Below are 22,186 nucleotides of genomic sequence, written 5' to 3'. Positions count from 1 at the left end.
CGAGTAGGAGGCCCGATTTACACCTAAGTATAAAGGAGTGGAATCTATTGTTAAATGTAGCCGTGATTGGGGCCGGCGCCATTTCTTCGGCGCATATTCAAGCGTATTTACAATTTCCGGAGCAATGCAAAATCGTGGCCATCTGTGATATTTATCCGGATAAGGCGAAGCAAAGAATAGAAGAGTTTAAACTGGAAGCGGCCGTGTACAACGACTACAAGGAACTGCTCCAGCGCAGCGACATCGATTTGGTGTCTGTGTGTACGCCTCCTTATACTCACGCGGAAACGGCGATCGCCTGCATGAACGCTGGTAAACATGTCATGGTCGAGAAGCCGATGGCTTCCTCGCTGGAAGAATGCGATGCTATGAATGAAGCGGCGGAGCGAAGCGGTAAGATTTTATCTGTCGTGGCACAAAACCGCTTTACTACGCCCATGATGAAGTTGAAGCATGTGCTGGACACGAATTTAATCGGCCCGGTTGTGCACGTACAAGTCGATTCCTTTTGGTGGCGGGGCCATTGTTATTATGATCTGTGGTGGCGGGGGACCTGGGAGAAGGAAGGAGGTGGCTGCACTTTAAATCATGCGGTACATCATATTGATATTTTCCAATGGATGAACGGCATGCCTGCCGAAGTTACTGCCGTCATGAGTAATACATCGCATGACAATGCCGAGGTGGAGGACATCTCTATTGCAATAGCTCGTTACGATAACGGAGCGTTGGCCCAAATCACCAGCTCCGTGGTGCATCACGGCCAAGAGCAGCAGCTGATCTTCCAAGGAAAGCATGCGCGCGTATCTGCGCCATGGAAAGTGGCCGCTTCCACCTCCAAATCGAACGGTTTCCCGGAGGAGGATAAGGCGTTGGAGACCCAAATCCAGAAGGTCTACGATGAGCAAGCCGATCTTCCCTATGAGGGCCATCGCGGACAGATCTTGGATGTCCTGAGAGCTATCGAACAGAACACGCCTGTGCTGGCAGACGGTATTCAAGGCAGACGGACGCTTGAGCTCATTACGGCAATTTATCAATCCGCCAGCACCGGACAGACAGTCAAGCTGCCGCTGGGGCCGGATAGTCCCTTCTATTCGCGGCAGGGCGTTCTGGAGCACGCAACCTATTTCTATGACAAGAAAACCAGCATCGAAAACTTTAGCGACAATACGATCACGTCGGGTGGCAATGCTTGAGAAGTTGACTTGAAAAGGAGCAGACACAATGACAAATAAGCAGGACGGCATGAACTATGCGCCAAAAGGAAAACCAAACCCCGTAGTTGGCAAGGGGGAATTTCAGTTTGCGGCAATCGGTTTGGATCATGGGCATATCTATGGGATGTGCAACGGCCTCATGGAGGCAGGTGCCGAGCTCGTGGCGGTGTATGACCCGGACCCGGAGAAGGTGCAGCGATTCGTAAATACTTTTCCCCAGGTGAAAGCGGCACAGTCCGAGGAGGAAATTTTAAACGATCCGCAAATCAAATTGATTGCCGGCGCTTGCATTCCATCTGAGCGTGGCGCTCTGGGGCTTAGAGCGTTGGATCATGGCAAACATTATTTTGTCGATAAACCGGCCTTTACCACATTGGAGCAGGTGGATCAGGCTCGCCTGAAAACGAAAGAGACTGGACTGAAATGGGGAATTTATTACGGAGAACGCCTGCACGTGGAAAGCGCCGTGTTTGCCGGCCAGTTGATTGAGGAGGGCGCCATTGGCCGCGTCGTTCAAGTGATCGGCACGGGTCCGCATCGCGCGAATGTAAAAGCCCGGCCGGAGTGGTTTTTTGATCCCGCCTATTATGGCGGCATTTTATGCGATATCGGTTCCCATCAAATCGAGCAATTTTTATCCTATACGGGCGCCAAGGACGCCAAAGTGCTGCACAGTAAAGTAGCCAATTACAATTTTAAGGATTATCCGAAGTTTGAGGATTTCGGCGACGCTACGCTGGTGGCGGATAATGGGGCAACGTTTTATTTTCGCGTAGATTGGCTTACTCCTGACGGGCTGGGCACATGGGGCGATGGAAGAACCTTTATATTAGGCACCGACGGGTATATTGAAATTAGAAAATACATCGATATCGCCCGGGAAGCGTCCGGCAATCATTTGTATTTAGTCAACCATGAAGGCGAGCGGCATTTCGACTGTTCTGGTAAAGTGGGATACCCTTATTTCGGCGAGTTTATTTTGGATATTCTAAACGGGACGGAAAACGCGATGACGCAGGACCATGCTTTTAAAGCGGCCGCTTTATGCATTGAGGCGCAAGCGTCGGCTATAAAAATTGAAACGGCTTAATTTGCCAATACATTTGCGCAGTCTGAGGCTGCAACCTTCAATCACGGGCCATACGCCTGTGATTTTTCTTTTTGGAAGGCTCTTTTCTACCCCAAGCAGGAGAACTATTTATTTACGACGAATTTCCGTGTGGAAAGGAGGGATTCAATTGACTATACATGCGGTTCTTTTTGATTTGGATGGAACACTGCTAGACCGTGACTCATCACTATTAGAATTTGTGAGAGACCAATACCATCGTTATTCTGCGTTACAAATCGTTGAAAAAGAAGTTTTCGTCCAACGGTTTATCGAACTTGATAATCATGGTTACGTATGGAAGGACAAAGTATATCAACAGATGATGGATGAGTTTTCTATTAAAAACATGGATTGGACTTTGCTATTAGATGATTACATAAGAAATTTCCAAAGGCATTGTACAGGCTTTCCGAACTTGTTAAGTATGCTTACTCAGTTAAAAAACCATAACATAAAGTTGGCATTGATCTCAAACGGTTTTGGACAATTCCAATATGATAATTTCAAGGCGTTACAGATTGAATATTTATTCGATGAGGTTTTAATATCTGAATGGGAAGGACTACGGAAACCTGATAAAGCAATATTTAATCGTGCATTGATGAAACTTGGTGTAAACGCCGAAAATGCTCTTTTTGTTGGAGATCATCCTGATCACGATATACGAGCCAGTCGTGATGTTGGAATGAGAGCGGTTTGGAAACGAAATAGTCAGTTTGCAACTGTTGTTGAGGCTGATGCAGAAATTGACGATCTAGAGGAATTACTTCATATTGTATTACATAACGTAACCTAACTTTCGTTGCTAAAGGGTGATAACATGTACGACCAATTAACAGCCTATTGTTTGTCCAAAAAAGGAGCCGTCCAAGATTATCCGTTCGGTCCGGACCCGCTGGTCATGAAGGTAGGAGGCAAAATGTTTGCGCTGCTTACCAAGGTTGGCGATGACAAGGAGGTACACATTTCGCTGAAATGCGATCCCGTGATTGCGGAGAATCTGAGGGAGCAGCATGAGTGCGTTCGCCCCGGATACCATTTGAACAAAAAGCATTGGAATACGGTTATCGCGGACGGGAGTCTTCCTATGGATGATTTGGAGAAGATGATCGACCATTCCTATGATTTGGTGCTCGGCACGCTCACGAAGGCAGCCCGGGAGGCGGTGCTCCTGAGAATTGACGGGAAGTAGCCCATTTTGTTCTATTCAAGCAAAAAGGTTTGAAAAATTGATGTTAAAGTTAATTTCTTGTTATGGAAATCTATGGCAAATAACAATAAGATTAGGTTGCATCATGAACTTTATAAGCATTTTCCGGGGAAAGGAGGATATTGGGACCAAGAGAGGCAAGCAGGGAAAATATGAACCAAGAGGTGAGAAATGTGAAGAAGAAATGGTTGATTGCGCTTTGCTCTTCGCTTCTTCTGTTGACTTCATTGGCGATCACTGCGAAGGGCGCTACTGTGTTTTGGGAACCCATGACGTACTATAATTCACAGACCTGGGAAATGGCCAACGGGTACTCTAACGGCAACATGTTCAACTGTACCTGGCGGGCTAATAATGCAATGTTCACAAATGATGGCAAGCTGCGTCTCGCACTGACAAGCCCTTCCTATAATAAATTCGATTGTGCGGAGTATCGCAGCAAGTTCACAGCCGGATATGGGTTATACGAGGTGAATATGAAGCCGGCAAAGAATGTGGGCATCGTTTCGTCCTTTTTTACTTACACGGGGCCAACCGACGGCACGCCATGGGATGAAATTGATATCGAATTTTTAGGCAAGGATACGACAAAAGTACAATTCAATTATTTTACTAACGGTGTTGGAGGGAATGAAAAGGTCATTGATTTGGGCTTCGACGCATCTCAAAGCTTTCATACCTATGCCTTCGATTGGCAGCCTAACTCCATAACGTGGTATGTTGACGGTGTTGCGAAACATAGGGCAACTAAAAACATTCCCAAAACCCCTGGCAAAATCATGATGAATATTTGGAATGGCACTGGAGTAGATAGTTGGCTCGGGTCGTATAATGGAGCTAATCCGCTGTACGCTTACTATGATTGGGTAAGATACACTAGTAATTAATTAACAAACAATCCGGACAGGGGCGCTCCTGTTCCGGATTGTTTATTGTACTAGTATAATGACCCTAGGTGATGATGATGATGGGATCGAAAAGGAGAAGAAAGAAATTCAAGTTTACGTTGTCGTTAAAGTTTTCGATTGTCCTGTTCGTGTTATTGAGCATTGCAGTCGCGCTAAACGGCCACTCGTATAGAGTGAGCATCCATGTGATCGAAAGTGATATTCAAAACTCTTATTACGAGCAATTGCGGTTCTTTCTAGTTCAGTTGGACAACCAGGTGAATAATTTGGCCGCCAACTTGTTGCAGTTAGAGGAAGACTCCATCATGAAACAATACATCAATACGACAGCACCAGAAGATCTGTTTGATTTTAATATGCTTCGATCCAATATGTATGAAAGAATTAAGCTGCAGAGTGTATCCTCCAACTGGCCTATGGAGATCAGCGTATTTTTAAAATCAAAAGAAGAGGTCATCTCTACCCGGCCGGATGTAGTCTATGGGGATCTTGCTTCCATTACGAGGGTGGATCCTAGTAAAGGACTATGGAGCTACGAATCAGGCCAGGGCAGTAGCGAGAACTACTTTACAATGGTTCGATTAGCTCTTGATTATGCTGTCATTGCCCGATTTTCAGATACCTACATTCGCGATATGATTAACAAATTCCAGCAAAATTCGAATCGGCACACCATGCTGTATCATCCGAAATATGGCTTCATCGGGAATCCTCCATCGGATTTGGGAGAATGGAGGCAGCAGCTGGACTGGAATTCATTGCAAGAACCAGGCAACCAGATACTGAATTTTAAGGAGCATCGATTGCTTCTTAATTACGCCCCAGTGGGGAGTCTAGATTGGGTTATGATCGATCTGGTGCCGCTTGAGAAGGTAGTCTTGCCCGTGAAGGAAAGCAGCCAATTCTTTGTACTTGGAATCATTGCGATGCTGGCGATTGGTGTAATTATCACTGCTCTGATATACCGGCAGATACAGCACCCTATCAACGAGCTTGTTATGAAGCTGCAGGATATCCGCTCGGGACACTTTTCCTCCCGGTTGAAAGCCAAGCACCGGGATGAGTTCCAAGATGTTTTCTCCGGATTTAATGACATGGCGGAGCGGATTCAGGAGCTCATTGAAAAGGTGTACGAGGAGAAGCTCCGATTGAAGGAAGCTGAACTGAAGCAGCTGCAATCGCAAATCAATCCGCATTTTTTATACAATTGTCTGTTTTATATTAAAAATATGGCCAAATTGGGCGAGGATGAGCAAGTCGTAGCTATGGCACTCAATCTGGGAGAATACTACCGCTATACGACCCGTCTTGAGAATCCGATGACGACAGTCCGCGAGGAGGTCAATTTCTTAAGGAATTATTTGAACATTCATTGCTTCCGCAAACCGATGAGCTATCAAGTTCATATTTCCGAAGATCTTATGGAAGTATCGATCCCCCGGTTATTTATCCAGCCCTTAGTTGAAAACGCTATTATTCATGGCATCGAAAAGAGTGATCAAGAAGGGAGTATTAGAATCCAAGGCTTTTTCATATCGGATGGATTTGTTATTACTGTTGAAGATTCTGGAGACGGTATAGAGCCGGAGAACCTTGAGAAGCTTCGCGAAAAAATGAGTCTTCCGCTTACCCCCGAAACAGGCTGCGGCTTGTGGAATACCTGCCAGAGGGTGGTGAACCTGTATGCGCCGGGTTCGGGGCTGGAATTCGATCGTTCCGGCTTGGGAGGATTGAGAGTTTCTATCCGTTGCATGATTAAACAGCAGGAGGAACCAAATGTTAAGCTTACTGATTGTTGATGATGAACCGACGATCGTGGATACACTCGCTTTCACGATCCATTGGGAGCAGCTCGAAATCATGACGGTATACAAGGCATATTCTGCAAAAGATGCGTTGTTGATTCTCGCGGAGCATGCGGTTGATATTGTGATTGCAGACATTAATATGCCCCGCATGACAGGTATTGAATTGGTTGCGGAGATCTACCAGCAGTATCGGCATGTGAAAAGCGTGCTGCTCTCAGGCCACGCAGAATTTGCCTATGCCAAGCAAGCCATCAAATATGGTGTATCCGACTATTTGCTTAAGCCCGTTTCCGATGAGGATCTGATTGCTGTAATAAGCAGGCTTGTACAAAAGATCAAGGAAGAATGGCAGGAGGTTGTCTCCCAAACACGTGTCGTCGATACGCTGAAGGAAAGCTTGCCGATCCTGAAGGATAAGCTTCTGAATGAGATGTTAATGGGCAGGCTGAAGGAAGATTCCTTGATCTATCTTTTGGATTTGTATGAGCTTCCTTTTCATTATGGGGATGAAATTTGTATTATGGTCATTCGAATGGAGGAAAGCCTGCCGGAATTTAATGAACGGGATTTCTTCTTGGTGGAATATGCCATTATGAATATTGCTGTGGAGATGTTGGGGGATTCCCATGACTTATGGTCCTGTAAGGATGCCAATGGCCTCTTGGTTCTGCTTGTTCGGAACAAGATTGTCAAAGATGACAACGAAATGGTGGATGAACATCGAAAATTCGATTCGCTGGCGATGCAGCTTCAACGTAATATCGGCTTGTACTTGAATCGTGTCGTATCCATTATTGTAAGCACGTGGGGGAGATTTCCCGAAGACATTAGCTTGCTGTACAGTCATATTACGGGGCAAATCCGCAGCAGGCTGGCGAATGAGTCCGGCTGTTTCCTGTCTGGCCAGCTTTCCGAAGCAGCTTATGTACAGCAGCCCTTGTATCGCCTGTACGAGACACCTACGCTGCAGCATCTGCTTGAAAACCGCAGGTGGGACGAATATCGGGAAAAACTAGAGATGGTGATTGAAGATATGAAGCAGGCGGGGAACTTATCGGAAGAGCATGTCCGGGAAGCTTATACCGTCGTGGTTGGTTCGTTTTATTATTATGCACACAAACATAATCGGCTGTTAAGCGATCTAGTCGGAAGTACAGCCGTTCTCGATCGGTCTGTTTATTCTGTCCAGCAATTGTCGGAGTGGGCGTTTTACATGCTGGATAAAATTCAGCGCAGCGACCAGGCAGAGCAGAGAAGCTCCAGAGAAAAAATGACGTTAAAAATAAGGGAATACATAGACCGAAACTTGAGCACGGCATCCCTGCAAACGATAGCGGATGCAGTCTATCTTCATCCCGTGTATTTGTCCCGATTATATAAGATGGAAACGGGAGAAGGAATTAGCGAATATATCCAGAAGCAGCGCATGCTGAAGGCGGTTGAAATGCTCAAAGACAACTCCCTGAAAATTTATGAAATTTCTGAGCATATGGGCTTCAAAAACGCTGCATATTTCAGCAAAGTATTTCGGGAGGAATACGGTATGACCCCCAATGAATTTCGAGAACAGTTATAGTAGTTAGCGTATAAGAGCTTCTCTGGCTGAAGGTGGCGATAATGCCTTCAAATCAGAGAAGCTCGTTTATTTTTTTGCATATTAATTGGTTCTTTGTTAGTCATTTATTCAGCTCAAACAGACCTGAAAAAAGGTAGTCAATAAAAACATAGTAATGTTGAAATCGAGTTATTTTGGTTCCCGCAGATTCTTCCTACAATAAAATACGACGCAGGGAACTGCGTACACTTTTAATAAAAGAAACGAAAAAGCGGGGGGACAACAATGAGTAAAAAACGGATCAGCCTAGTTCTGTTGACCATCATTGTCATGATGAGCATGATCTTATCGGCCTGCGGGGGCAGCCAAAGCAGTAAGGATTCAGGAAATCAAAATACGGCTACTGCAACGGACAAGGGTGCCAACCAACCAACTACAGGTGAGGTGACACTGACCGCCTGGATTATGCCGAACAGTCCGAAGCCAGATAAAGATTTCATGACAGCCATGAAGCCTTATCTGGATCAGAATCCAAACGTTAAATTGAATGTCACGGTTCTCGACTGGGGTTCAGCATGGACGAAGATCACCACGGCTGCAACGAGCGGTCAAGGTCCTGACATCCTGCAATTAGGTACGACTTGGGTGCCTGCCATTGCGGCGATGAATGGGATTGAAGATTTGACCGACCGTGTTGGTGAATTGGGGGGACAAGACAACTACCTTCCTGCCAGCTGGAAAACAACGATGATCGACGGGAATTCCGAGGTGTATGGTGTGCCATGGTTTGTGGACGCCCGTGCACTCTTCTATCGCAAGGATGCCCTTGACAAAGCAGGGTTGGATCCGGCAACTGCGTTTAAGGACTGGGATACCTTTAAGCAGACGTTGGGCAAATTGAACGGGATCGAAATCGAAGATCAAAAAATGACGGCCTTCGGCGTACCGGGCAAGAACGATTGGAACGTTCCGCACAATATTTTTCCATGGATTTGGGCTGCGGGCGGCAATGTGTTTAATGAAGACAATACCAAGGTAACGTTCAATGACAAAACCGCTCTAGAAGGAGTCATGTACTACACCGGCCTGGCTAATGATGGGCTAGTGGACAAGGCTTCCCTCGAGAAGAACTCTTCCCAGATTGAGAGCGACTTCTCGGACGGTAAAACGGCAGTCATGGTGAGCGGAGCCTGGATGATCAAAAACTTTGCAACTCCTGAGGAAGACGGCGGTGTAGGCGGAAAAACCGCAGCCCAAAATTACGGTGTAGCCGCACTTCCAGCGGGTCCTGCAGGGCCATCTACATTTATCGGCGGCAGCCACTTGACGATCTTTAAAGGATCCAAGCACAAAGAAGCGGCTTGGGATATCATTAAGTACTTGTCCAGTGACGAAGCACAACTGACTTATTCGCAATTGTCCGGCCAGCTGCCAGGCAAAAAATCGGTGATGGATTCGCTGGCATCCGACCCGAATTATAAAGCGTTGGTTGAGGCTACGAATTACGGGATGTCTTATCCTTCTGTTCCTCAATGGGGACCTTGTGAGACAGCTCTCGTAAAATACTTCGGAAATATTTGGGATATTGTAGCGGGTGTCTCTGGTACTTACAATGAAGCATCGATTCAAAAACAGCTCGATGATGCAGCTAATGAAGTCACTGCTATCCTGAATCAGTAATCATCCAAATGTGCTATCAAGTGCTGGCTTGATAGCACACTTTATTAGAAGGAAGTGAGATACCGTGGAAATATCAAGAATTCCTGATACGCCGAAAGCCAAAAATACGTTTGGAGCCCGATTCAAAAAGGGGTTCAGGGAATACCGCATCGCGTATTTATTCATTCTTCCCACCTTTCTATTTATGATGCTCGTACACGTCTTGCCCATGATCCAGGGGATCGTGATGTCATTTTTGAAGTTGAATCAGTTTACATTAAGCCAGTATTTAAAAGCCCCGTTTATAGGATTGAAGAATTACTCGGAGCTGCTCTTCAATGAAAATAATCCTGTCCGTCAAGGATTGGGATACGCGCTGCGGAATACGGCCATATACAGTGTCGTCGTAACCATTTCCGTGATGATTATCGGACTACTGGTAGCGATACTGCTGAACCGGGATTTCCCGGGAAGGGGGATTGCCAGAGCGGCTATGCTGCTTCCGTGGGTTGTCCCCTCTTATGTTGTAGGGGTTCTCTGGGGGTTTATGTGGCAAAAAGAAGGCATCATTAATTATATTCTGGTCGATATCCTGCATTTAATGTCTGATAAGCCCTTTTGGCTGATTGGTCAAAATACCATTTGGGCGATCATTATCCCAACGGTATGGAGAAGCTGGCCTTTCATCATGGTTGTCTTTCTGGCTGGACTCCAGACGATTCCGGATGATCTCTATGAAGCTGCAAAAATCGATGGTGCCGGCCGATTGCGGCAGTTCTTTACCATTACCCTGCCTATGCTCAAACCGATTATCGCCGTTCAGCTTCTATTCCAGATTATCAACAATGTGTACTCTTATAACATCGTCGCCATGATGTTCGGTAACGGGTCCGGCTACCCTGGCAAATGGGGCGATTTGCTCATGACAGCTTTGACGAGACAGACTTTCGGGTATTGGTCCTTCGGGGTTGGCGCCGCGGCATCTTTCCTCCTGATGGGAGCTATGTTGATCATTGTCGGGATATGGTATCGAATCTTTAGATCGGAGTTGAGAGTGGATTGAATACCCGAATCGCGAAAAAACTAGAGTATTACTCCCTAAACACGCTCACCTGGGTGATCGTTGCAGTTGTCGTATTCCCTATCTTTTGGATGGTCAAGGTTTCCCTTCATACGAATGGCGAGATCCTGCAGGGAATCACCAGCATGGCAATCCCTGAACCGCAATGGCTTAACTACAAGAATCTTTGGGAAACGATCAATTTTGGCCAATATTTTAAAAACAGCTTGTTGATTTGTACCGCAACGATGCTGATTTCTTGTTTCCTGGCCATATTGGCGGGATATGCACTTGCCAGGTACAGGTTTCCGGGCTCCGGATTGTTCGGAATCAGCGTCATCGGGACGCAAATGATCCCGGGTATAATGTTTCTGTTGCCCATATATTTATTATTCTTAAATATCAAGGACACCCTCGGTATTCCTATGGTAGATACGTATTGGGGAATGGTGCTGGTATATTCAGCATTCTATACACCTATGAGTATTTGGATTATCCGGAGTTTCTTTGTCTCGATTCCAAAGGATTTGGAAGAATCCGCACGAATTGATGGTTGTAATCGAATCCAGGCTTTTGTCCGAGTTATTCTACCCCTTTCCTTGCCTGGTATTATCGCCATGTGTGTGTATATTTTCTTGACGGCGTGGGACGAATTGATGTTTGCCTGGGTCCTGACGACGACACCTGAAGTTCAAACGATTCCTGTAGGCATCAGGCTGTTTGTCGGACAGTATACCAACCGTTATGATCTGTTGATGTCTGCGGCGACCGTGGTTACACTACCCGTTATTATTACCTTCTTTTTATCTCAAAAATATTTTATCAGTGGGATGACAGCCGGGGCGGTGAAAGGGTAGCCTTGGCACAAAAACAAACAGCTTATTTTCCGAAAGGGAGATAAGCTGTTTGTTTGTGCATATCGTAGTTTGATTCTAGTTTTCCGTATAGGGCGTGTATTTCATCCATTCATACTCCGCCGTAATTGGGGACGCACCGTCGTAGGGGCCCAGCCATGAGTCAACACCGACGCCGTTCCAAAGGTTCATCATGATTTTGGCAGGGGTTACAGGAATGTTATCCGTTGCCGTATGTACTAACTCACCGTCAATGTACCAGTTAATTTCATCCTTTGTCCATTCGAAGGCATAGTCGTGGAATTCTTCAGAAGCGTCATACCCAAGCTCAATTAGTTTCTCATGGTTGCCCACCCCGTCGGTGTAATAGTTCAATTGGACTTGGGTCGTGTCCTTGCCGAGGAATTCGATGTCAATTTCATCCCAAGGCGTTCCGAAGGAGGGGCCGGTATATACGAAGAAAGAGGATACAATTCCTGTGTTTTTGGCCGCCTTCATACGAATCTCATACTTTCCGTAATGATACCTCTCCAAGGTTTTGTATTCAGAGCCCTGTATATTTCCAGTATCATTCTTTGTAAGCATAAGCTCCATTGTTGAGCCGTTAAAAAGGATATTGTCAGAGGACCATACACAATCAAAAGGGTTTCCATTGGAGTAACCGGTAGACACTTCCCACTTTGTCGGGTCATGCTTCGCAAATGTGTGAACCCAGGTGTTTTCTTGTTTCGACTCTTGGGTAGGGTCACTTTTTTCTGAACAACCTGCAGCCATTAAGGCAATTAAAACAGTCAATACAATTTTCTTTTTCATCTGATCATCCATCCTGTCGTTTAATCTTATTTCATTCTAGATGGAAAATCGATGAAAATTAAAGGGCAATCTTTTAACAAAACCATCATATTATTGACTTATTCCATGAACGGACTGATACCATTCGTTGACTTCTCTAGTTATTTGTTCTCCGCCGTTTGCATTCCAATTCGCAACAAAATCATCGAAGTAGTCTATATTCTTTTTACCGTAAATGATTTGCAAAAAGGTCTCATGCTGTGTTTGCTGAAGCTGGTCGCCTTTCTCCTGCATGGTTGGTGTCGGCGGGCCCTGGTACTCGTTGGGTAACCGGCTGGAGAATAGCTGGGCGAGCACGGGTTTCTCGGTGCCGGACACCATTCTGGTCCAATGGGACGGAATTCGTGCGCCATCATAGGTGAGGGTATAGGCTGTGACATCGACATAACCGCCGGGTATAAGGTTTCGGTCCATGGAATACTTGCCGTTTACCTTCGTATAGTCATAGTCATTTGCCATGCCGTATGCGAATTCTCCTTCCCCTAATCCTTGCGTTTCGTACAGGTAGTTCATGTAACGGAAAAAGGTTTGTGGATTCCTGATGTTTTTGTTGATGAGTACAGCTCCATTTCTAGGTTGGGAAGCACGATGATACGATATGCCGTCAGGCCCCTTTGGCAGGGGAATGGCGATGAATTTAGCCTGGGGATTCTTCTCCGTGAGCACATTAAGCGGCCAAAACCGCATCCAATGGGGGCCGATGACGATGCCTGCTTTTTCTTGGGAAAATAACCGGGCGGCCGATTCTTCATCCTGCCATAAGGCCTCATTCGGAAAGTACCCTGCTTCTCTCCATTCTCTAAGCTTGATCAAACCTTGCTTGGTTGAATCCTGGATGGATCCGAACTCCAGCTGATTCTGAGTTTCGCAGAAGTTCCATTGTTCTGGCAGGCAGCCGTACATGCCGAATACCCAGCTGATGTCAGCCATCCAAGTGCTGATGGCGTTGCCCAGACTGACCGCCAGGCCAAAGGTGTCGTCCTTTCCGTTGCCGTCGGGATCTTGGCGGGTAAATGCCTCAAGTACTTCTTCCAACTCTGACAGGGTGGCAGGGGGGGACAAACCGACCGTTTCAAGCCAATCCACCCGAATCCACATCATGGGGTCCGAATTGTAGTCATAATCCAGAATCGGGATGGCATAATGCTCTCCATTCCGTTCGTAAGGATACCAGACGGAAGGGTTCTCATTCATCGCCTCTTTCCAGACTGGGGATGCGTACTGCTCGAACAACTCATCCACGGCCATAAATTGGCCAGAATCAATCATCTGATGAATGACATCGGTTCTAACCGGAATAATATCGGGCATCTTTTGTTTATTTAGCAGATGGAGCTTTAATTTGGTTGAGAATGTTCTGTCCGGGGTTGTCCATAAATACTGGAGATCAATGCCCAATTTTTCACGCACGGATCGGGTATGAATGTTATCTTCAATGTTTTCACCATTTTTGAAGCTTAGGGACGGCCGCAAACTAAATACGGTTGTTAATGCTTCCGGTTGGTTCTGGCTGCCAGATGGTTCATTGGATTGCGTCCACTGGCTGTGTTGATAGAGTTCGTACATGGCTATCATAAGGATCAGTATTGCGGGTACGAACCATATTTTCTTCATACTTTATCCCTCCGGCATTATTGTATCACGGAACGAATTGACATTGAACGCTGGTTCTGCCTTCGCACTCAAACTGGTTAACGGATAGCTAGAAAAGCTAAGAAGTAGTTATATGGCCGATACCCCATCCCTTTTATAATGTATTTAAATTGCGATAAGGGAGAGTGAGTAGAAGGTGAAACGGTTCATTGCACAAGGGCTAGTCCTGTGTATGTTGTTCAGCAGTTTCATGACTGCGGGTTATGCCAGTCCGATGACAGAAGATTCAAAAGAAAGTGACATAAAGGGTCATTGGGCCGAATCTATGCTCGGGAAGTGGACCTCTTTGGGAGTTTTGTCGGGATATCCCGATGGGAAGCTGAATCCGAATCAGCCTATGTCCAGAGCTGAGTTCAGTATGTTGCTGCAGCGGGTGTTCGGTATCAGCGGAACGAACCAGCTCCCATTTAAGGATGTGCCAGCGGACGCATGGTATGCTTCTTCTCTGGCAGCTGCTGCTCATGCCGGATTTATTAAGGGGTACGAAGACGGAACGTTTAAACCGAGCAACTCGATTACGAGAGCCGAAGCAGCTGTGATGCTGTCAAGAGCATTTCAGTTTGCTGAAATCGAGCAGGGGATGAGCACGGATGTGCTGGGAACCTTTTCGGACAAATCAGAAATTCGCTCTTATTCCTTGTCTGCTGTGAAAGGACTGGTTATGGCGGGGGCCATGAAAGGATATCCGGACGGTTCCTTCCGGCCCGATCGATGGGTTTCCCGCGCTGAGGCGGTTGCCATGCTGGACCGGCTTGCTGGGACAGTGTACAACAAGGCAGTCACCGATGAACGGAAGGAAGTCCTGGCAAATGCTATAGTCAATTCGAAAGAAGTGATTTTTCGAAATAAAGAGATTACGGGGAATCTATATCTAACCCAGGGAATCGGCAATGGGGATGTTGCGGTAGAAAACACGAAAGTCGCCGGAGTAACCTTCATAAACGGCGGGGGACAAAACAGCATCCATCTCAAAAACACGAATTTAGGAAAGGTGGTTCTGTATAATCTGGATCACCCCATTCGCGTAAACGTTGAAGGGAAGTCCGTCATTCAACAGTTGGTACTGCGCAGTCCGGCGGTAATTCACGTCGATGATGGAGCTTCGATTCATGAGTTGGTGCTTCGGAAGGGATCTAGCGGAACGGTGGTTAGTGGAAAAGGTGAAATCTCTCGCGTACGATCTGAAGCGGCAGAAATTATGGTGAACGACCAGCTGCTGGAGCAAGGGAAAGAGTACATTTGGCCATCTGAGAGGGAAGCCTTGATACCTGCTGGCGAGAAGGGAGTTCCAGTGGGGAACACGGAGAAAACTGGCGGGTTGAATCCATCTCCGGGGAATATGAGCCCTGGCACGGGCAGCGATACGGGATCCCGCCCGCCTCATTCCTGGCCACCTGCGGCCCTGCAGGGAAGCTTGCCTGGAACTACGAAGGTAACTGCCACGGTCTCTGCTGGGAACCGGCTGGCTGTTCTGGTATCTCATAAGGAGTTGACCTCTCCGCAGACTGGAGATCCTTTGCTGAAGAGCAGCTTATTAATAGATCCATATGAATCAGGAACTGACATTTCAGGAGTCGACCCAAGCATTAACAAGTACCTCGGAGTTTATGAAGTCGATAATAACGGAAAGATCGTCCGTTTCCATCAGATCGTCTTGACGGAGGCGAATATTAAGCCTGAAACCTGGAATAGGGTATGGAGTGACGAATTCGAAGGATCCAGCATCGACAACTCCAAATGGAACTTCGTTCAAGGCGGCGGAGGTTACGGCAATAATGAGCTTCAAAACTATACCAATCGCACACAGAACGCTCGCATTGAGAACGGGAATTTGGTTATTGAAGCCCATAAGGAAGATTATCAAGGAAATCCGTATACTTCCGCGAAGCTGACCACGGAAGGCAAGGGAGATTGGACTTACGGCAAATTTGAGATTCGTGCCCAAATGCCGCAAGGCAAAGGCATATGGCCGGCGATCTGGATGATGTCCAAGGATCAGAATTTGTATTCCGGTTGGCCTGCTTCCGGAGAAATCGACATCATGGAGCTTTTAGGGCATGAGCCGAACAAAATATATGGAACCCTTCATTATGGATTGCCTCATGAACAGGCACAGGGCAGTTACACTCTGCCAGACGGGCGCACGTTTGCCGAGGATTTTCATACCTTTGCGGTAGAATGGGAGCCGGGGGAGTTCCGTTTTTACGTGGACGGCGTGTTATATTCCAAGCAGAACAACTGGTTTAGCAAAAATCCGCAGGAAGGTGGAGAATACACCTATCCCGCTCCTTTTGACAGGGATTTCTTCCTGCAGTTGAATCTGGCCGTTGGTGGCGATTGGCCAGGGAATCCCGGCCCAACTACAGAATTCCCGCAAAAAATGCTCGTAGACTATGTGCGTGTATATGAAAGGGACGGTCATGCTTATCGTCAACCAGTTATGCCTGCCACAAAGACCGCGGTCGTAAGAGAGCCGGGGGAAGATGGGAATTATGTGGAGAACGGTACGTTTGAAGATGAATTGAACCATTGGGTGTTCCAACCGTTCGCGCCGCCTGCTGATCTGTTCGGCGGTGCAGGATCTGTGGCTGTGGATCAAGGGGCGGTAAAAACGACCATAGATCAGCAAGGGGACGTCAATTACGCCATTCAGCTGATTCAAGCCGGTTTGCCATTGATTAAAGGATCCACCTATCAACTGTCCTTTGATGCATGGTCGTCAGGAGACAGAACGATGGTAGCGTCATTGTCAGGTCCTGACCGGAGTTATATTCGCTATATGGATGACAAGTCGGTAGCTCTTACCGCCGAACGGCAAAACTACACCTATACGTTTACCATGAATTCGGATACGGATCCAAATGCCAGAATGGAGTTCAACATGGGGAACGCAGGCATCCTTCCGGTATGGATTGATGAGGTGCGCTTAATTAAAATTGCTGATCCTGATCCGAATATTTCTCGTGATGCCCTACCGAGCGGGAACTTGATTTATAACGGCACTTTTGACCAAGGCAAGGATCGTCTCGGCTTTTGGAAGATCGATGGACCAGGCAGCGCGGATGCGCTCTATTACGTCGGAAGCGCGATAAATGACCGCAAGCTGTATGTGAAGCCGAAGATGGCTGGACAGCCTGATGCGCTTACTCTTAGTCAGGACCGGCTAAACCTCATAGAAGGAAAAATGTACATTTTGTCTTTTAGCGCTAGAGCGGAGCATAACGTATCCCTTTCGGCCCAGATTGGAAATGACGATAAGTCGAATCTTTATGCCGAGCAGTCTTTCACTATAAGTACAGAACCGCAAATCTATTCATGGATTTTTACAATGGGCCCGGCGAACAGTTCAAGCAAGCTTGAATTCGGGTTGGGAGCTTTGACTGATCGCCTTGAACTGGATAATGTGAGTTTGAAGGAAATGAGCCCACCTGTAGAGGTGAACGGTTCAAAGCGCATTGAAGCGGAAAATTACTCCGACATGCAAGGCGTGCAAAAGGGAGAAGACGGGTTAAGCGTTGGCTGGATCGACCAGGGCGACTGGATGCAGTACATTATTGATGTCAAGAAGGCTGGCGAATACAAGCTTGCTTACTACGTTGCGTCGGGATATGAAGGTGGCGGATCATTGACCTTGCTGGCCAAGCAGGGCAGTGTATACACGCACACATTGCCCGTAGGCGAGATCCAGGAGACGGATGCGGATTTCAAATATACGTGGAACATAGCGAATACGGGAGACTGGGGAATATTCAAAGTGATGGAGCAAACCATTCAGTTAAATGAAGGAATACAGACCTTGCAAATCTATGCTCCTCATGTGAATATTGACTATTTTACGCTGACGGATGTCAACCAGCGGAGCTTTACCGGAAATCTAATTCGCAACGGGACATTTGATGCCGATGTTAGTGAGTGGCAGACCTATCAGTCGGACAATAAGTCCGATAAGCTCTCTATTATCGCGAAAGATGGTGTCATGCAAATTCAACTCCCTGAAATCATGCCCGAAAATTGGAACCAGCAGGTCTACCAAGAAGGCCTCACGTTGGAGCAGGGGAGAATCTACTCGGTGACATTTGATGTCTATTCCACGGTAGACCGGCCGATTCAATTGGGTATAGGCGTTGTGGATCCCAGCAATAATTATGCGTATACGGATTTCCTTGACGGCAACAAGCCTACGATTTGGCTAACTCAGGTGAAGCAGCAGCAGCAATTTTCCTTTGTGATGAAGCATCCGACGGAGACGAATGCCAAGCTGGAATTTGATTTGGGTCAGTTAACGATCGGAGGGAAAATATACGATGAGTCAGGAAATATTTTCCTAGACAACATTCGGCTTAGCAGCAGTCTGATTCAGAACGGACTGTTCGGCGAAGGCACGGATGATTGGTCAGCCTATTGGGGAGATGAGTGGAATGGGCATTCTTCCGGAAGCTTAACCCAGAGTGGCGGAGAAATGGTGATCCAAATCGATACGGCAGGCAGTCAAAATTGGAATCCTCAAATCAGTCAGGAGGGGATCCGGCTCGAAGAAGGTAAAACCTATCAAATTTCCTTGGATGCCCGTGCAAGCATTCCAAGAAAAATAAATATCGGTCTTGGAAAAAAGCTAAGCGAAGACCCTTGGCATGTCGGTTATTTCGGAACGGATCTGTCACTGACAACGAATATGCAGAGATACACATTTACATTTACAATGAATGGTACGACAGAGGATCACGCCAGAATCGATATTAATGTGGGCGAGCTTGAAGGTTTGGGTTCCAATACGGAGGTCATTCTAGACAATATCGTGCTGGTTGAAGTAGACTAGACCGTCAGGAACAACGGTATGAAAATTAGATAAGGTACAGTCCATTAAGAGGTTGGGGGGGCTGTACCTTTTTCGTTATAACATCAGGCATCCTAGCTATTTTGAAAAAGAAGTTGCTTGAGCCGACCATTGTCGATTATAATACTGAATAATTGTTCAGTATTCTGAAGGCGGTGATTCAGGAGTGAATAAAAAGAAGCTGCAAAGCGAGCAAACCAAGAAGAAGATGGCCGATGCCGCTAGAGCTTTGTTCATACAGAAGGGCTACAAGGCCACATCGATCGAAGATATTGTGAAGGCAACCGGCTGCAGTGCCGGCAACATTTATTATCATTTCAAGAACAAGGAAGGCTTGTTTCTATATTTGATTGATGAATGGAACCTCGAATGGGAAGAGACTTGGCAAGCGAAGGAGCCGCTCTACCCGACCACGATCGATAAATTGTATGGCATGGCCGAGCATTTAGCGCTCGATCAATTGAACCATCCGCTGACTAGGGCTGCTGATGAGTTTTACAACAACTCGGAGAAAGCCTCGGACGTGGAAGAGCGGATTCATGAAATCGTTAAAGGCTATCTCATTTTCAACCAGCAATTGCTGCAGAAAGGGATCGATAACGGCGAATTTAAAAATACAAATGTGGACGGGTTAGCCATCATCTTAGATAGTCTATTACTTGGTTTAAGCCAGCATGCGCGGAATATGGATCGGGGGGAAACGCTTGAGGCTTATCGATTGGCTATGGATGTGTTTCTGCATGGGATCGCTAAGCGACCCAAATAATTATAGTATATAGAAATTACGTCGATTGACGTTTTTCTTTTTTTATCATTTTGAATGAATATTCAGTATTTTTGTATACAACTTTGGAGGAATTTTGTATGGGTTTAATGTTGAAAAATCGGGGTGCGGTACTGATCCTGATGTTGAATATTTTTCTGGTTTTTATGGGAATTGGATTGATCATACCGATCATGCCTAAGTTCATGAATAGTTTAGGCATTAGCGGGAGCACGATCGGTCTGCTGGTGGCAACCTTTTCGCTGACGCAGTTTCTATTTTCGCCGCTGGCCGGACGATTGGCCGACTCTTACGGAAGAAAGCGGATGATTGTTATCGGCATGATCGTATTTGCTTTTTCCGAAGCACTATTCGGGTTAGCGAACGATCCTGTGCTATTGTTTGTCTCAAGGATGCTCGGCGGCGTTAGCGCCGCGATGATCATGCCAGCCGTTATGGCTTACGTCGCAGACATTACGACGCAGGACGAACGTGCTGCTGGGATGGGCTATATTAACGCGGCCATTACGACAGGTTTTATTATCGGGCCTGGAATCGGAGGTTACATCGCCGAGTTCGGTATCCGCGTTCCCTTTTATGCTGCAGGAGCTGCGGGGCTTATAGCGGGCATTATTTCTTTATTTGTCCTTCGGGAGTCTCTATCTCTAAAAGAAGCCTCACCCGACTCGTCCGGCTCATCCGCTTCAACGGACAAAGAGAGCAGCTTTATATCTCAATTGCTCCATTCCTACCGGGAGCCTTTTTTCTTAAGCTTGATCATCGTATTTGTCATGTCTTTTGGGCTAGCCAATTTTGAAACGGTCTTCGGACTGTTTGTCGATCATAAATTCGGGTTTGAGCCAGGAGATATTGCCTTTATCATTACATTCGGCTCGATCGCCGGCGCCGTGGTTCAAGCTACGGCCTTTAGCTGGATTTTAAAGCGGTTTGGCGAGAAAAATGTCATCTCGGTTTGCCTTCTATTTGCGGGCATTTTCATTCTTATGACGCTTTTTGTGCATAAGTTTTGGATGATTTTTGCCGTTACCTTCATCGTCTTCCTGGCGATAGATATTTTGCGTCCAGCTATTGGTACCCAAATGTCGAAACTGGCTGCGGATCGGCAAGGTTACGTTGCCGGCCTTAACTCAGCTTATACCAGTCTCGGCAATATTGCCGGACCGATCCTGGCGGGATATTTGTTCGATATAAATATCAACTATCCGTATACTTTAGCATGTATTGTTCTGCTTATTTGTTTTGGCTTATCTTTAAGGGTAGGTAAAAAAGTGAGTGCACCGTCTCCTGAGGGCCGCTCAAGTGCGACTTAATATCGTGCAAGGAACATGTAAATAGCGACTAGATTTAATGCTCTCCACAAGGCTATGATCTTTCATTTGCCTACCATGTGGGGGGCATTATTTTTTTGCTGCTCAGGTATTTATTTCATTAAATCACGAAAAGATTCACAAAAAGGGTAAAATAGTACCTATCAAAATATTGGAAAATATGTAAAATGTAGAATTATCAGCTGATATATTCTAGAGTTTGAGGAGGCGATTTGCATCAGTAAATCTCTTGAAAATAAAAAAAAGAAAGGAAGATTCCAAATGTCTATACAGCGAAAATGGATGTTGGCTTTTCTTTCTGCGGCTGTAACAGTTTCCCTGGCTGGAACAGCTACTGCTCTGGCCAAGACGCCTCAGAGTCAGGCGTATGCGGTAAGCCAGGCGTCCATCGCTGCTGCCTCATTGTCCGACATGCCTGCGGCACTACGGCCGTCCATTGAATGGGTCTATAACAACCGCATGCTGAAAGAGAACTCTGTAGGTCGCAAAAATCTCATTTATGACCAAATCTTTGCCGGCAAAGGAACGATCAATTATGTGGTGCGCTGGCAGTCGACCAAGAATTTGACGCTTCAACAGCGTCAGGATATCGAAAGGATGCTAGGCCGCCAGTTGAACAATTGGACCAAGCATCTGAAGGGATATGACGGATGGCCTTACGGTGATATTCCGGTCAAGGTTGTGGGCTGGGCCGTCGCTAATCCCGCACAAATTTTGAACAAGCAGCCAAATGAAATTGTGTATACGCAAACGATCGTAGATGAGCTCAGCAAAACCGATCCGCGCATTCCGTCGGCACTGCCCATCGCTCCAAGCGCACTGTCCCGATTTGAGCATTTCAACGATCGGAACTATGTTTATCCGGGGGGATTGGACAAGCGGTTTGACATGTATTTATGGGCCACGACCAATTTTGGCGGTGGTGCTGGAGGAGACTGGGGACAGCGCATGTCGGATGATTATATTTTAAGTACGGTGAACAACAATGAAGTTCATATTACGGAGCATGAGATAGGCCACGGGTTCGGCATGCCGGACTTCTACGAAGCGAAGGATCGTCCGCCGGGAGGCTTCCCAATGCCGACCATTATGTGGGCGGGGAACTCAACAATAATTACGGACTGGGATGCTTGGCTGCTTCGCTATACCTGGAGCCAGCTCAAAAAGGATACTCAGCGGTTCCAACAATAATGATTTATCTCGTAGGTTCTGAGTGGAGCCTATCGAATTAGTGGAATTTCGAGCCCAAGATTTTCCCTGTTTATTTATTTATCGGACGAGGAGTTTGCACTCAGTAGTACCAATAGCACTCAAAGTGAAACGCGCAACAAAAAAGGCGTGCCGAAGGCA

At 46.6% G+C, this 22,186-nt stretch carries 16 protein-coding genes; 14 read left to right on the top strand and 2 right to left on the bottom strand.

Annotated features, from left to right (window positions below; all coding sequences use genetic code 11):
* The first annotated feature begins 47 nt into the window (after positions 1 to 47).
* From ACYUJT_RS21495 to ACYUJT_RS21450, 10 genes are all read left to right on the top strand, one after another.
* Positions 48 to 1,199, top strand: coding sequence for a Gfo/Idh/MocA family protein (locus tag ACYUJT_RS21495; protein ID WP_460326126.1), 1,152 nt, complete (start codon positions 48 to 50; stop codon positions 1,197 to 1,199).
* A 28-nt stretch (positions 1,200 to 1,227) separates the two neighbouring features.
* The gene (locus tag ACYUJT_RS21490; RefSeq protein WP_460326124.1) at positions 1,228 to 2,310 is read left to right on the top strand and encodes a Gfo/Idh/MocA family protein; all 1,083 of its coding nucleotides are present in this window, start codon (positions 1,228 to 1,230) and stop codon (positions 2,308 to 2,310) included.
* Between the two features lie 148 nt (positions 2,311 to 2,458).
* Positions 2,459 to 3,127, top strand: coding sequence for an HAD family hydrolase (locus ACYUJT_RS21485; RefSeq protein ID WP_460326122.1), 669 nt, complete (start codon positions 2,459 to 2,461; stop codon positions 3,125 to 3,127).
* 24 nt (positions 3,128 to 3,151) lie between these two features.
* A complete protein-coding gene (locus tag ACYUJT_RS21480; RefSeq protein WP_460326120.1) occupies positions 3,152 to 3,523 on the top strand; it encodes an MmcQ/YjbR family DNA-binding protein in 372 nt (123 codons plus the stop codon).
* Between the two features lie 170 nt (positions 3,524 to 3,693).
* Entirely contained in the window at positions 3,694 to 4,428 is a 735-nt protein-coding gene (gene bglS, locus ACYUJT_RS21475) for a beta-glucanase (RefSeq protein WP_460326118.1), read from the top strand.
* Positions 4,429 to 4,547: 119 nt separating this feature from the next.
* Positions 4,548 to 6,248 (top strand): sensor histidine kinase, encoded by a 1,701-nt coding sequence (locus ACYUJT_RS21470; protein ID WP_460326116.1) that lies wholly within the window; start codon positions 4,548 to 4,550, stop codon positions 6,246 to 6,248.
* Positions 6,226 to 7,833 carry a response regulator transcription factor gene (locus tag ACYUJT_RS21465; RefSeq protein ID WP_460326114.1) on the top strand — a complete coding sequence of 536 codons (1,608 nt, stop codon included), beginning with the start codon at positions 6,226 to 6,228 and terminating at the stop codon, positions 7,831 to 7,833. The genes ACYUJT_RS21470 and ACYUJT_RS21465 overlap by 23 nt, the downstream gene beginning before the upstream one ends.
* 264 nt (positions 7,834 to 8,097) lie before the next feature.
* Complete coding sequence (locus ACYUJT_RS21460; protein WP_460326112.1) at positions 8,098 to 9,492, top strand: sugar ABC transporter substrate-binding protein; 1,395 nt, start codon at positions 8,098 to 8,100, stop codon at positions 9,490 to 9,492.
* A gap of 64 nt (positions 9,493 to 9,556) precedes the next feature.
* On the top strand, positions 9,557 to 10,534 hold the full coding sequence (locus ACYUJT_RS21455; RefSeq protein ID WP_460326110.1) for a carbohydrate ABC transporter permease: 978 nt from the start codon (positions 9,557 to 9,559) through the stop codon (positions 10,532 to 10,534).
* Entirely contained in the window at positions 10,531 to 11,388 is an 858-nt protein-coding gene (locus tag ACYUJT_RS21450; RefSeq protein WP_155612086.1) for a carbohydrate ABC transporter permease, read from the top strand. The genes ACYUJT_RS21455 and ACYUJT_RS21450 overlap by 4 nt, the downstream gene beginning before the upstream one ends.
* A gap of 75 nt (positions 11,389 to 11,463) precedes the next feature.
* Here the strand turns inward: ACYUJT_RS21450 and bglS (ACYUJT_RS21445) are convergent, their stop codons facing one another.
* Together bglS (ACYUJT_RS21445) and ACYUJT_RS21440 are read right to left on the bottom strand one after the other, a co-directional pair.
* On the bottom strand, positions 11,464 to 12,198 hold the full coding sequence (bglS, locus tag ACYUJT_RS21445; protein WP_460326108.1) for a beta-glucanase: 735 nt from the start codon (positions 12,196 to 12,198) through the stop codon (positions 11,464 to 11,466).
* Positions 12,199 to 12,288: 90 nt separating this feature from the next.
* Positions 12,289 to 13,851, bottom strand: a complete 1,563-nt coding sequence (locus ACYUJT_RS21440) for an extracellular solute-binding protein (protein ID WP_460326105.1) — start codon at positions 13,849 to 13,851, stop codon at positions 12,289 to 12,291.
* Positions 13,852 to 14,062: 211 nt separating this feature from the next.
* Between ACYUJT_RS21440 and ACYUJT_RS21435 the strand changes: the two genes are divergently transcribed.
* The 4 genes from ACYUJT_RS21435 (at position 14,063) to ACYUJT_RS21420 (ending at position 22,027) form a co-directional block, all read left to right on the top strand.
* Positions 14,063 to 18,706: a carbohydrate binding domain-containing protein gene (locus ACYUJT_RS21435; RefSeq protein WP_460326218.1), complete on the top strand. Its 4,644-nt coding sequence runs from the start codon at positions 14,063 to 14,065 to the stop codon at positions 18,704 to 18,706.
* Between the two features lie 184 nt (positions 18,707 to 18,890).
* Positions 18,891 to 19,490 carry a TetR/AcrR family transcriptional regulator gene (locus ACYUJT_RS21430; protein WP_460326102.1) on the top strand — a complete coding sequence of 200 codons (600 nt, stop codon included), beginning with the start codon at positions 18,891 to 18,893 and terminating at the stop codon, positions 19,488 to 19,490.
* A 98-nt stretch (positions 19,491 to 19,588) separates the two neighbouring features.
* Entirely contained in the window at positions 19,589 to 20,818 is a 1,230-nt protein-coding gene (locus ACYUJT_RS21425; protein ID WP_460326100.1) for an MFS transporter, read from the top strand.
* Between the two features lie 279 nt (positions 20,819 to 21,097).
* Positions 21,098 to 22,027 carry a dockerin gene (locus ACYUJT_RS21420; protein ID WP_460326098.1) on the top strand — a complete coding sequence of 310 codons (930 nt, stop codon included), beginning with the start codon at positions 21,098 to 21,100 and terminating at the stop codon, positions 22,025 to 22,027.
* Positions 22,028 to 22,186 lie beyond the last annotated feature (159 nt).

The organism is Paenibacillus sp. YSY-4.3 (genome assembly GCF_054767475.1).
This window is presented reverse-complemented; position numbering and strand designations above follow the sequence as displayed.